This window comes from Streptomyces sp. NRRL F-5126, from assembly GCF_000721265.1.
Classification (GTDB): Bacteria; Actinomycetota; Actinomycetes; order Streptomycetales; family Streptomycetaceae; genus Streptomyces.
Window position 1 is genome coordinate 575,435 of sequence record NZ_JOFZ01000001.1, and the last position, 13,017, is coordinate 588,451.

Genomic DNA, 13,017 nt, shown 5'->3' on the forward strand with positions numbered 1-13,017 from the left:
CTCGTCAGCCGGCCGGGCCGCCGACGCGCACCGGCCCCTCGCTTCACTGGCCGAGCAGCCGCCTGACGACGCCCGCGACGCGCCCGCCCTCCGCGCGGCCGTCCACGCGCGGCGTGACGATCTTCATGACGGCACCCATGGCGCCGCGCCCTTCCGCGCCCCCGGCCTTCGCCTGGGCGACGGCGTCGGCGACGATCGCCTCGAGCTCGTCGTCCGTCAGCGGCTTCGGCAGGTAGGCGGCGAGGATCTCGCCCTCGGCGCGCTCGCGCTCGGCCTGCTCGGCCCGGCCGCCCTTGGCGAAGGCGTCGGCCGCCTCGCGGCGCTTCTTCGCCTCCCGGGCGATCACCTTCTGCACCTCGTCGTCGTCGAGCTCGCGGGCTGACGAGCCGGAGACCTCCTCCTTCGTGACGGCGGAGAGGGTGAGCCGGAGCGTGGCGGAGCGCAGCTCGTCGCGGGCCTTGATGGCGCCGGTGAGGTCTTCCTGCAGCTTGGACTTGAGGCTGGTCATGGGCCAATTGTGGCAGGAGTGCCGAAACGGCGGCCCCGAATTACGGCCGGGGCCCGGGTAGTACGGCCGCGTCAGTACGGCCGCGACCGCGGTCAGCCCCGTACCGCCGATGGACACCCGGGCGAGTGATCGGCCTCACGCGAGGTCTGCGACGATGGGGGTATGCGCGCACGCTACGGAGTCCCCCTGTCCATCGCGGCGGCCGGCGCGGCAGGCGTCGCCTACGCCGCGGGGTTCGAAGTCCGCTCGTTCAGGCTGCGCCGGGTGACCGTGCCCGTGCTGCCGCACGGGATGCGTGACCTGCGGGTCCTTCAGGTCTCGGACATCCACATGGTGCGCGGTCAGCGCAAGAAGCGGCGCTGGCTCCAGTCGCTGGCGGGCCTGCGGCCCGACTTCGTGGTGAACACGGGCGACAACCTCTCGGACCCGGAGGCCGTCCCCGAGGTGGTGGACGCGCTGGGCCCCCTGATGGAGTTCCCCGGCGTCTACGTCTTCGGCTCGAACGACTACTACGGACCGAAGCTGCGCAATCCCGCCCGGTACCTGTTCGAAAAGGCGCAGGGCGCGCACGGTCTCAACGGCAACGCCCCGGCGGTGCACGCACTGCACAACCCGTGGGAGCCGATGCGCGACGCCTTCGACGCGGCCGACTGGACAAACCTGACCAACACGCGCGGCCGACTCAAGCTCGACGGCTGCGAGCTGGCCTTCACGGGCCTCGACGACCCGCACATCAAGCGTGACAGGTACGCGCAGGTGGAGGGCGGCCCCGAGGCGGACGCCGACGTCTCGATCGGCGTCGTGCACGCGCCGTACCTGCGCGTACTGGACTCGTTCACGGCGGACGGCTACCCGCTGATCCTGGCCGGGCACACGCACGGCGGGCAGCTGTGCGTGCCGTTCTACGGGGCACTGGTCACCAACTGCGACCTGGACACGGACCGGGTGAAGGGCCTGTCGACGCACCGCTCGGCCGGCCACACCTCGTACCTGCACGTCTCGGCGGGATGCGGCACCAACCGGTACACGCCGGTCCGCTTCGCCTGCCCACCCGAGGCGACGCTGCTGACGCTGACGGCGAGGGCCTCGTAGCCCCGGGCAACGCGCTCGTCCGGGGCCTCTGCTTCCACGCCCTGGCGCTCCTTCCCGTCCTCGCGGCCCGCATCCGCCCGGAGCTGCGGCCCCGCCAAAACCGGATTTCGCCTGGGGCCGTGGGTGGGCTAAAGTAAACGACGTTGCCGGAGCATGACGCGGCGGCATCGGGGTGTAGCGCAGCTTGGCAGCGCGCTTCGTTCGGGACGAAGAGGTCGTGGGTTCAAATCCCGCCACCCCGACAGAGTAAGACCAGGTCAGGGGCCTGATCCGCTTAGCGGGTCGGGCCCCTGAGTGGTTTCCAGGGCCGCCTTGGGAGCCGTTTGGGAGCCGAGTTCAGGAACCTGGCCCAACACCTTCGTGGCCGCCCCGCTTTGCCACTCCCAGTCACCGCTCATTGGCAGCCATCGGTAATGCCATCCAGCCCTGTCGAGGGGCAGGTCATCCACTCTGCTCAAACCCGATCCAGCTCGCCCTCGTCCAGGTAGCCCCACCGGCGCCTGCAGAAGCCCTGGCAGCACGCGCCCCCACCACGCGTCGTAGTCCTCGTCCTCGCGGAGTTGCCCGACCTTCCGCGTGATCCTTTCGCAATCACGACGTTCAAGAAACGCGATAACGGGGTCTCCAGCTGGGCGGGGCCTGGGGATGGTCTGGTGGTCAGGCTCCCCCACAACGTCGGTCCAGCCTGGCTGACGTCACGGGCACAGCGCACCGGACTGCCCCTGCGGACCCCACTGACTCCTAATTGGGCACCCCGGCCGCGAGTCACCTTATGGACATCGTCGACCGCCGATAGCACGGACGTCCAGCATCTTGAACCGGACACTGCCCAACGCGAACACAGATCGAACATCGTACGTTTCCAGCCGAGACCGAGAGCTGCGGAGACGTGCGCTTGAAGCCGCCAGCCCATCACTCAGGCAGAACCACTCTGCTACACACTGTCAATGCTTGCTCTTCAGCCACATCTTCGAGCGACCGTTTTCCCCTCTATCCACACTCTTGATCACTCTCGTAGGGTGAATCCCGTTTTTACCCGAGTAATTGCCAGTCGCACCTACCGATGGGAAATGCGCGGTCGTGCGGGCTCGGGCTCAGGGGGAGGAAGCACACAGATGGATCCGTTCGCATTTCCCGTACTTGCCGGCACGCTGCTGACCGAGGCGGTCAGGTTTCTCTTCGACCGAGCAAGTGCAGTGATGGACCGGCGCGCGGGTCGAGTACCGGTGGAAGAGCCGGAGCAAGTGCCGGGGCAGACACAGCCACTGCTGGTCATGGCCCCGAAACTCACCGACGAGCGCGTCGCACGCATCACTGGGGCCCACGGCGCGCTCCGCGTCTACCTGTCGCGGCCCAAGTATCTCCAGGGCGATGACACCGAATTGCGGAGGGTCCTGGGATGCCTTCGCCGGGACTTGGAGGAGGTATACGGGCGCCGCTTGCCCTTCGGCGACGAGAAGGAGGCAGACCGGCCCGGGGTGGAGGTCTCGCAGCAGGCCGACTCCCTTCATGGCCGGCAGGTCGGCATGCGAGTGGGCGGCGACATCACAGAACGTGGTCGGGCACGAGTCGACCAGAACGCCCGGACCATCGAAGAAACAGGTGAACAGGTCGGCATCGAGGTAGACGGCAGCATCGGCTGAGGCGGGGCGACAACAACATGAGCTTCGATGACAGCCGTACCGGAGACCGAGTACCGCAGCCCTTCCCCACATCCAGGGGAGATGAGATGCAGCGGGACGAGCAGCCAGCAGGTCAAGTTCAGCCTACGCCGACGCCACAGACCTCTGGTCCCGACCCGAACGGCTTACCGACGCTGCCGCCACCACCTCCTGTGCCGCCCAGCATCCCTGCGTCAATCGCACCAGCCTTCGGAAGGTCGACCGAGCCTGGAACCGCCAAGGATGAGTCCAACGACCACTTCCGGCGACGGCCTCCAGCAGGGGTACCGACGCGAGACGTGGTGGAGGCCGTCGGGCAGGCCGCCGTGCTGCAACGGGCCTTCAACAACTACGGCGAGCAGATCGGCACGAAGTACGTCTACGAGCAGACGCTCGACTCGCACGCCCCGATCTCGCCCGAGTACCTTGCCGTAGTCCGCGAGGTGTACGCCGAGCCCCGCCGTGCGGATCGACTGGCGCCCAGCCCTTTCAAGCAGGCTCTTGAAGCCCTGCGTGCGGCAGGCTCTGTGCTGGTCATCAGCCGACCGCCGAACAGCAGTCGGGCCTTCACCGCCTACGCATTGTTCGCCCATCTCCTGAATGACGGCGTCATCACCGAAGTGCGCCCGCTGTCCTTCGGCGGCTCCAAGCACTTCCCGACCAGACGTCTACCGCACGACCGTCAATGCGGATACTTGCTCGAACTCCCTCCCGACGAAGATGACTTCGCCGTCGACAATTCCTTCGGAGGCAACCTGCACAAGCTCGTCGAGCGCCTCCAGCGACGGGACTGCCGACTCGTCGTCCTCAGCCGCCCAGAGCAGTGGAGGCGTATCAGCCATGGGGCACCGAGCGGAGTCGCCCCGGAGTTGGGCACGGTGAGCCCGCGCGACATCGCCGAACGGTGGCTGCTCGGCCAGGAGCCTGACTTTCCAGTAGACCAGTGGCTTGATCACGAAGACATTAAGCCCCTCCTTGCCCGGCAAGCCCCGACCGATGTGCTCAACCTCGTTTACCTCATGCTGGACGAGCACAGGGCAGGCCAGTCCGCAGCGACAGACGCGTCGCCCTCAGACCAAGCGCTCAGGCATCAACGAGAAGGTGCTGTTCGCCGGACGTTCGAGGAGCAAGTGGCCTACGTTGCGGCTGCCCACAGCAACTGGGAAGAAGAGCTCTACCTCTGGCACGAACCCGGAGAGCGTTCCCGCACCAGCTTTCAGCGCAACTTCCTGCTGGCCGCCGCTGTTCTTCGCGGCGACCCGGTCGGGCATGTCTACGCCAGGGCGGCGGAGCTGACCGAACAGCTCGACTGTGGCGCGAAAGTTGAGGTGGACGGCCAGCGGGAACCCGGGGTCATCGCCATGACGAGGGCCATCGAAGCACGGCGCGAGGAGGACGGCACCCTCACCTTCAACCGTCCGCACTGGGACGACGCCGTCATCGAGTACTTCTGGAACGACCGTCCCCTGGCTCGTACGACATTTCTCAACTGGCTCGCGCGGGCGCCCGTCGCCGACACAAGCACGAGCAGGGAAGCGCTGGAGATCATCAGTCGGGACGGTCGACTTGCCTTGGCAGAGCGCGTGGGACAGTTCGCTCTGCGATGGGCCGTGCGCCATCGACGCCAGACGCCGCTGGAGCGGATCGTCGAGGAGTGGTACAAGCATGGAACGGCCAAGGAGCTGTGGCCCATGGCCGTTGAACTCTTGGATTCTGCGGCCATCCACGCTGCCAGCGCGCCGTACATCCATTCCATGCTGCTGGCCTGGTCGAACCGGAGCCAGCCCCACCTTCAAAGAGCCGTTGTAGAGGTGTGTACGGGCGCGTTCGGCCGTCGGCATACCGCCAAGGCGCTGCGGCGGCTCAGGTATGTGGCCGCGCAAGGTCATCCTGACGTGATCGACACCTTGCGCGAGGCAGTACGCGTCCTCTGGGAGGACAGCACCGTACGGCAGATGCTGTTCGGGTACGTCGTCGATTGGTGCAAGTCGGAGACGACCAGCCAGACCGTTGGACACCGCACGTTCACCGCGCTGGCCCTCAACGCCCCTTCCGAAGCAGCCGGCCTTCCGCCACTCCTCCAAGCCATGGTCGATGAGAGCCCCGACGAAGAGGACGCGTTCCGCCCCACCGTGCAAGGACTCGTCACAGGGTGGCGCACACTGTTGCGCCAAGCCGCGGGCCCGACAGGGGAGCGAGACCTCGACAAGGCCGTCTTCACATGGCTTGATGCGGCCCTGGGACGGAACGAGCTCAAGTCCATCGTCTTCGACACCCTGCGCCAGACCGTGAACGTTCCTGGTGCCGAAGGGCCGATCCTTCGCGAAACCCTGCGCACTTCCGCCCAGTGGTGGGTTCAGGGACAGGACCGTCCATACTCCGCGGAGAAGGAAATCCTCAAGCGCGAGCTGTCCGCCTTGCTCGACCAGGACCTCATCGCCCGGCGCAATCAACCAGTATCGTCTCAGCCCCCGCCGTCAGGTGCCCCGGGTGACGAGCCCCAGGCCGATGCGAAAGCCGCGGCATGAGACGCCGGATCGCCAAAGCTCCTGCCCCCGTGGCAGCAGACAACGCCAGCTGGACATCCGTCTTCACGGATCGCCTCAAGAGCATCGACCCGGTGCTGTCCTTCACCGCCGAGATCCGGGCGACCTGGCGCCGCACTGATGCCACCGTGCCAGCGAGTCGTCACACAGCATCGTGCCTCGCGAGAAGGGAAATCGAGAAGACGGCCAAGCTCTGCGACATCCTCCGTCCCATGGCAGCCGAGCAGGACATCTCCGTCGCTGTCCAGGATCAGCTGCCTCTCGTCGCTCACGGTGTGATGGTCACTGATGTGCAGGTGCGCGTCACCGTGGAGGACGCCATCCGGGAGGCCGCTGTCAGTGCGGAGCGCCTGCGGCAGGAGTACCAGCGGCAACAGGAGCGCATCCGGCGAGACCACGAGCTGGACGAGCTGGCACGGCGGCAGGTGCGCGCCCGCGAGACCTTCCTCCGGGAGGAGATCCTCGCTAACCCGGCCGCTGCCCACCTCTACGGACTGTTGGAGGGAGCGTCGAAGCACTGGCCCCGACTCGGCGGTCCGCCGATGGGCACCGATCTCGACGACTTGGTGCGCGAGGTCCAGCAATGGCAGCCAGGACAGCAATGGGTGTCAGTCGCGCAATTACTCCACGACTTCGTTGCCAACCTGACCGAGGAAGGGCGCAAAGAGCTGCTCACCCTCCTCGCCGATGCTGTGCGCGCATACGGCGACGAGCGCACCGCCCACCGTCTCGCCCTCCTCGCGGGCGAGGCACGGTGAGGAGCGCTGTGCTGCGCTGGGTGCTCGACCCCGTCACGGGCGTGTTGGCTCTGCGGCTGCGTGTGCGAGAGCGCAGCCGTTTATCCTATGACGCTGCCTGGCGCCTTGCTCGGGTAATGCGGCATCCGGACGAGATGGGCTACCGCCTCCACGGACACCACGGCGAGGACACGCAGTAGGAATTCGGTCAGTGCATAGCCAGACGCGCCCGGAGCAGGTCGTCGAGCACGCGCACTGGCGAAGTCGGGCACATCACCAGGCGTGTATCGAGTGCTGCTGCCCACTGCTCGGTGAGGCCGCCCATGAGGCGCTTGCGCATGCCAGGGGTGACGTGGGCGTAGCGCGCCGAGACCGAGCCGTCGATGTGGCCCATGCGTTCGTCCATCAGCACCTTCTCGGTGCCCAAGTCCTCCATCAGTGTCCGATGCGTGTGGCGTAGGCCGTGGGGGGTGAGGCCCTTGGCTATCGGGAGCCAGCAGGCGTCAGCCCGATCGCTGGCGCCGCGCCCACGTACCGGGACACCGGGCCACGGCTCGCCGAGCAGCGGCACCGGCCGTGCCTCCTGTGGTGCCTTCTTCGGGTACCAGCCGGAGACCGCCGGCGTGAACAGCCAGGTCGCGAAACCGTTCCTGCGCCAGTGGGCGGCGTGCTCCGACACGACGCCACCACGCACGAAGCCGAGGTCCGCGATGGCTTGCTCGACCTTCACTCGCGTGGCTTCGGTGACGCGCTCGGAGTGGTTGAGGACGTTGGACACGGTGCCTGTCGAAACGCCGGCCCGGCGAGCGACGTCGCCGAGCTTCACGCCTTGGTGACCACCCGTACGCGCCGCCCCTTGTCCTCGGAAGACGTAGGTCTTGCCGTGGCAGGGGCACGGCGCGGGTTTCGTACGAGCGACGTGGTTGGCGACCAGGGCCGCCAGCCATTCCGTCACGTCGATGGTGCGATAGCTGTCGTCCTTCGGCGGGCAGCGGACGAACTCGCCCGTGTCGAGTTCGTACAGCTGCCACTCGACGCGCACGGCACCGGGCCGCGCGAACTCCGTTTCCAGGCCGACGATCTCACCCCAGCGCATGCCGGTGTACCCCTTGAGGACGACAGCGACGAACTCGTCGTCGCGGCCTGACAGGAGAGCGGCCCGCTCCGCGGTCAGCAGGATGCCGAGCGGGTCGGTGACGACCTTCTCGGGTCCACGGTCTCGGGAACGACCGGCCCGTTTTCCGCGTCCGCGTCTCCTTGCCGCCGGGTTCGAGGTGATCAGGCCCTCGTCGATCGCGTCCTCGAAGATCAGGTGGAGGGTCGAGCGCCAGGTCTTGACGCTGGAAGCCGCGTAGCGGGCGGCCTTCTGCTTCTTCTCCCACAGGTCGACGTCCGTGCGCAGGATGCCGGCGAGCGCCTTGTCCTCGAACTCGGGCAGCAGGTGCTCCTCAACGTGGCGCCTGTAGTTCTGCATGGTCGACGCGGCCAGGTCCTGGGACGCGTACCAGCGGTTCGCGTACTCGCCGAAGGTCTCCTGTCCCAGCGCGGGGTCGCGCCAGTCGCCACGTCGGTACTTGTTCTCGGCCTCGCTCGCGGCGCGCTGCGCCTCGCCTTTGGTGGCGAACTTGATCGCCTTGCCGCGTTCGTCGACGACAGTGAGGTGCTTGCCGGGCGCGACCTTGTATCGGCCGCGCCAGTAGGTTGCGCGCTTCTCCGCGAAGCCCAATTCCTGCCGTCCTCTTCCTTGTTCCGCTGTGGCTGATGGGTGACCCGCTACACGACCGCGTCGTACAGCGCCCGACGAGGCGGCCGGGCGCGCAGGCCCGGCGTCGAGGCGCCGGACGTCCGGGGAGGTGGCTCGGCGGCTCGAGCGGCTGGCCGTACCGGTGCGGGAGCAGCCGCCGTTGTGCGTGCTTGCGGAGGACGCTCTTCGTAGAGGCGGACGATCTCGACGAGGTGGCCGGCGGTGAAGCGGTAGGAGCGACCGATTCGTGTGTGGGGGATGAGGCGGCGCCGGGCTCGGTCCTTGACCCACCAGGCCGAGCAGCCGAGGGTCTCGGCGATCTCCTCGGGTCGGTAGAGGCGGGGCGGGGAGGCTTCGCCTTGAGTGCCGGAGAGGCCAGGGGTGAGGGCGTGGGGTATCGCGGAGTGACGCTGCAAGGGCGACGGGTCCTATCTCGGTAGCGGGCGGATGCGGTCACGGGAGCGGAGCCGGCCTCGTAGCGGGACGCTCGGGCCTTGGAGCAGGACGGGCGGCCGAGGCGAGGATTTCTTCTCCGGTCGCGATGAGGTCGTCGACATCGCCGCGGCACCTGAGGTGCTCGATCCGGGACAACGCTTCATTCGGCATAGGAGGGCGGAAGGAGCCACCCAGGTGGCCAACTCGCCCTGGAGATCCCTCGTTCGGCGCGGAGGATTTCGATGGGTGAAGCGGCCCGTATTCCCGCGCTCCCGGATTCGACTGATCGTGCTGCCATGGCTCCAGTTCAGCGTGCATTCGCCGTTTTGGTTAACCGGCGATCGTCGTCTATGTTGCGTCGCGCACGACTCGTGCCGGGACAGGTCATCGGCGCTACGGGTTCGAGTCCCCTAATGACCGCAGGCGGCCAAACAGCTTCCTGGCGTGCGGTGTTGTGTTGTAGCTTCCTCCCCGCCAGCCGGTCAACGGTTCGACGATGTGATGCTTCTGGCTCGGTATCAGGAGCAACTTTTTGGTCAGAAGCCGATCACGCCTTACCGTTTTCCCACGGCTCCTCGCAGCCCGATTCTCGGTGGCCTTTCTCCCGTCAGAGATTCGGCCGCGACGGCCTGGACTTGCACGCCTTGGGTGTGGCTATGTTGACCTCACCCCCAGGAAACGCGACCGGCTCCCAGCGCTCACGCGCGAACAGCCGGGCCTCTCCGCTGCCTTCACGTCCACCCCACCCGACGGTGGGCCGTCACCGCCCACCCGACGGCAACCGAGTGAGGACCGCCCTCTTGGCACGAATCCGCACCATCAAGCCCGAAGCCTTCGTCTCCGAGTCCCTGGCCACCGTCTCCCTGCCCGCCGAGCGCACCTTCTTCGGCCTGCTCACGCAGGCCGATGACCAGGGGCGCCACCGCGACCACGCCGCGATCATCACCGGACAGCTGTGGGTCCTGCGCCCGGAGCAGACGCCCGCCGACGTCGAGCAGGATCTCGCCCAGCTCGCCGACGCGGGGCTGATATGCCGCTACAAGGGGCCGGACGACAAGTGCTACCTGCACATCGTCACCTGGCGGCGGCATCAGAAGATCAACCGACCCAGCGTGAGCCGCCTTCCTGCCTGTCCGCACCACGACGGGTCGGCTCGCACCGCACAGAGCGCCGTCTCAGCGCCTGCGGGAGGAAGCGTCACGGAGCCCTCACCGCGGTCTCAGGCACCGTTCCGCGAAGGCTCCCAGCAAGTGCCCCAACCCGCGGCGAATCGCATCGATGCCGATGAACCAGCAGGTCAGAGCGATTTCACAGAGTCCTCCGCGAGGGAGCAGAGAGGTCTCCGTGAAGGGGCGGTGACACTTCACGCTCCGGATCTAGGACCTAGGATCATGGATCTAGGAGATACCCCTGGGGGCGCAAGCGCCCCCGCGCCCAGCACCGTCTCGGCCAAGCAGCTCGTCACCGAATACGCGGACGCCTGCGCACACCGTCCGCCAACGGATGTCCTGGGGCATCTCGGCCGGATAGTACGCAAGCTGCTCGACGAGGGCATCGCGCCCGCTCACATCCGGGCAGGGCTCGATCTGCACCGCGCCAAGGGCCTGCACCCCAGCACCCTGCCGAGCTTCGTGAACGAAGCCATGAACGCGGCCCCCAAGGCGCCGGCTGTCCACAGGGCGTGGACAAACCCCGCCGACATCGAAGCCGCCTACGGAGGTGAGCTCTGAACGCCACCGCCACCCGCGAGCCCCACAGGGTCGGTCCACTCGCCGACCGGCTCAACGGCATCCTGGCCAGCCGCGGCATCGACCTCGCTACCGCCGCCGAGGAGGCGCATGCGGAACCCGTCACCGCGCTCGAACTCGCCGACGCAAGGATCCCCGCCCGCTACCGCCGGGCCTTGGCCGACCGCCCGAAGGTCACCGCTTGGGCCGACCAGATCGCCCATGCCGGGCGCCCCGGCCCCGGCGGGCCCGGCATCGCCAAAGGTCCGTCCCTACTGATCGCCGGCCCCACCGGGACCGGCAAGACGTACCAGGCCTACGGCGCCATCCGAGCTCTCCTCGCCCGAGGGGTCCGCCTGCGCTGGGAGGCGACGACCACCGCGGACCTCCACGCGCGCCTGCGTCCCCGTGTCGGCCACGACGCCGAACGTGACCTGCGGAGTTTGGCACGCTGCCCGCTGCTGCTCCTGGACGACCTCGGGGCGGCCAAAGCCAGCGAGTGGACCGAGGAGCTGACGTACCGGCTCATCAACCACCGGTACGAGCACATGCTCCCCACCCTCATCACCACCAACCTCCCCACCGATCAGCTACGCAGCGCCCTCGGTGACCGCGTCGCCTCCCGCCTCGCCGAGATGACCGACCGAGTCGTCCTCGACGGCACCGATCGACGCCGCCGCACAGCGTCCGCCGCCTGACCGGCCGCCACCGGCGCTTCCGCCCTCGGCCCTGCCTCACCCGCCGCCCGCGCTCACGCCTGCTCTGTCCCGCCCGTCGCGAGTCGTCTGAGCCGCGCTCAGCGTCCGCCGTTTCCGCACTCCGCCTCCGTTCCCTCCGCACCTTGGAGACCCACCCTGCCTGCTCGCACTCTCACGCCCCTGGCCACCCGGGATCGCGGCACCCGGCTCCTCCCGGACTGGGCCACATCCTCAGAGACCACCCTGGTGCTCCTCGCCCTGTTCGTGCTGCTCGCCCTGTTCGCCGGATGGCTGATCCACCGGCAGCGCCAGCAGCCGCCCAGCGCCAACCGTCGGCGCGGAACCATCGCGGTACCCGTAGCGGCCATGGCCGCGCTAGGTTGCACCGTCTACAGCGCGGACACCAGCTGGCGGTTCGCCGCCGACTACCTGGACATGGGCAGCACCGTCGAGCGCGCCTTCATGTTCGCCACCGCCGAGCTGGCCCTCTTCGCCACCGCGCTGATGGCCCGCCAGAACCTCGCCGGGCCCACAAGAGCACCCGGCCTGCCCGCCGCCCTGGTGTGGGTGATTACCACCGTGCAGATCATCCCCGCCTACGCCGAGTTCGGGCCCGTCGGCGGCACCGTGCGAGCCTTGATCGGACCGGTTATGGCCGCGATGCTGTGGCACCTGGCCATGGGCATCGAGCTACGCCACCGCAGCCCCGACGCCACCTCACGCAGCCTGGCCGCCATCCTCGTCCGCCAGGCGCGCGAACACCTGCTGGCCCGGCTCGGCATCGCGGACCAGGACGCCGACGCGGCCCGGCTCATCCGCGAGCGCGCGCTGAGTGATTCCGTCGCCCTGATACTCCGGGCCGAGACGATGACCGACAAGCAGCGCGGCAGAAGGAAGGGACAACGCCTGGCCAACCGGCTGCACGAGGCCCTGGAGCAGGCCGATGTCGACGGCGATCCCCGGCAGGACGCACTACTGCTGCGCAAACTCGCCACGCGCAAGCAGGGCCTCGGCCTCGCATCCATCACGCTGCCGCCGCGCTGGCACGTCCCGGACTCGTACACCGCCCGTGAGCCCGGGCGCAGTCGACCGCGATCGGCCGCCTCGAAGCCGACGCCACGGGCAGAGGACGCTGCCCGCCCGGAACCGGCCGGGCAGGTGGAGGACGCCGCCCGCCCGCATCCGTCGGACCCGGATGACGGTGAGGAGCCCCCGGCTCCCCTGCCCGGGACCGGGCAGTCCCCACGGGCAGCCGTCGAAGACCCCCCACCGCTGGCAGACACCGGCTCGGGCAGCGCCACGGGCAGGCCCAGCCGGAAGCCGCCTGCCCGGAAGAGACGCGCGGACCACAGGCGCCGCGCTTCCGACGACGTCATCCTCGGCTTCACCCGCCGCACGTACGAGGAGAACGGAAGCGTCGGACGCGACCGGGTGGAGGACGCCCTGCGGACCGCCGGCTACGCGGTCTCCAGCGACGTAGTCGGGCGGATCGTCCGTGATTTCAAGGCGCAGCTCACGGCCCCGGACAGCGATTCGCCTCGCTGACCCCTTCAACGCCAACGCGCATCCCCACGCCCCGAGACGAGAGACTCCATGAACGCCCCGAACCACGAAGACCCCAGCTCGCCCGCAGGTGTCCTGGCCACCACCTCTGCCCCAGGCGGAGCAAGTTGTCCCGGGAGCAATGCTCCCGGAGTTCCCGCCCCGGGGGTGGCGGGAACAGTCCGGCGCCAGGAGGCACCGGACTGTCAAGACGCGGCCGAGGGCGGACCGCAGCCGGGAGGAGGACAGCAGACCGAGTTTCTCGCGAAGAGACGCCAGCGAGCCCGTCAACCGAAATCCCACAAGCGCGTTCACCAGCCCAGCTGC

10 protein-coding genes and 1 tRNA gene are annotated in these 13,017 nt (G+C 68.4%); 8 read left to right on the forward strand and 3 right to left on the reverse strand.

Going from position 1 to position 13,017, the window contains the following annotated elements:
• Positions 1–43: 43 nt before the first annotated feature.
• Positions 44–508 carry a GatB/YqeY domain-containing protein gene (locus IH48_RS0102640; protein WP_030898523.1) on the reverse strand — a complete coding sequence of 155 codons (465 nt, stop codon included), beginning with the start codon at positions 506–508 and terminating at the stop codon, positions 44–46.
• Positions 509–670: 162 nt separating this feature from the next.
• On the opposite strand from IH48_RS0102640, the gene IH48_RS0102645 reads away from it, so the two are divergent.
• The 5 genes from IH48_RS0102645 to IH48_RS36510 all read left to right on the forward strand — a co-directional run bounded on the left by IH48_RS0102645 (position 671) and on the right by IH48_RS36510 (position 6,565).
• On the forward strand, positions 671–1,600 hold the full coding sequence (locus IH48_RS0102645; protein ID WP_030898526.1) for a metallophosphoesterase: 930 nt from the start codon (positions 671–673) through the stop codon (positions 1,598–1,600).
• Positions 1,601–1,768: 168 nt separating this feature from the next.
• Positions 1,769–1,842, forward strand: a tRNA-Pro gene (locus tag IH48_RS0102650).
• A gap of 873 nt (positions 1,843–2,715) precedes the next feature.
• Positions 2,716–3,243, forward strand: a complete 528-nt coding sequence (locus IH48_RS0102655) for a hypothetical protein (RefSeq protein WP_030898527.1) — start codon at positions 2,716–2,718, stop codon at positions 3,241–3,243.
• Positions 3,244–3,560: 317 nt separating this feature from the next.
• Entirely contained in the window at positions 3,561–5,789 is a 2,229-nt protein-coding gene (locus IH48_RS0102660; protein ID WP_234434097.1) for a hypothetical protein, read from the forward strand.
• Positions 5,790–5,818: 29 nt separating this feature from the next.
• On the forward strand, positions 5,819–6,565 hold the full coding sequence (locus tag IH48_RS36510; RefSeq protein WP_051838992.1) for a hypothetical protein: 747 nt from the start codon (positions 5,819–5,821) through the stop codon (positions 6,563–6,565).
• Positions 6,566–6,752: 187 nt separating this feature from the next.
• Here IH48_RS36510 and IH48_RS0102675 read toward each other — a convergent pair whose 3' ends face one another.
• Together IH48_RS0102675 and IH48_RS36790 are read right to left on the reverse strand one after the other, a co-directional pair.
• A complete protein-coding gene (locus IH48_RS0102675) occupies positions 6,753–8,270 on the reverse strand; it encodes a LacI family DNA-binding transcriptional regulator (protein WP_030898536.1) in 1,518 nt (505 codons plus the stop codon).
• Positions 8,271–8,317: 47 nt separating this feature from the next.
• A complete protein-coding gene (locus IH48_RS36790) occupies positions 8,318–8,686 on the reverse strand; it encodes a helix-turn-helix domain-containing protein (protein WP_078849466.1) in 369 nt (122 codons plus the stop codon).
• A gap of 837 nt (positions 8,687–9,523) precedes the next feature.
• Between IH48_RS36790 and IH48_RS0102680 the strand changes: the two genes are divergently transcribed.
• The 3 genes from IH48_RS0102680 (at position 9,524) to IH48_RS0102690 (ending at position 12,693) form a co-directional block, all read left to right on the forward strand.
• Positions 9,524–10,453 carry a hypothetical protein gene (locus IH48_RS0102680; RefSeq protein WP_030898540.1) on the forward strand — a complete coding sequence of 310 codons (930 nt, stop codon included), beginning with the start codon at positions 9,524–9,526 and terminating at the stop codon, positions 10,451–10,453.
• Positions 10,450–11,148, forward strand: coding sequence for an ATP-binding protein (locus IH48_RS0102685; protein WP_030898542.1), 699 nt, complete (start codon positions 10,450–10,452; stop codon positions 11,146–11,148). The genes IH48_RS0102680 and IH48_RS0102685 overlap by 4 nt, the downstream gene beginning before the upstream one ends.
• 243 nt (positions 11,149–11,391) lie before the next feature.
• Complete coding sequence (locus tag IH48_RS0102690) at positions 11,392–12,693, forward strand: hypothetical protein (RefSeq protein WP_030898544.1); 1,302 nt, start codon at positions 11,392–11,394, stop codon at positions 12,691–12,693.
• The last annotated feature ends 324 nt before the right edge of the window (positions 12,694–13,017 follow it).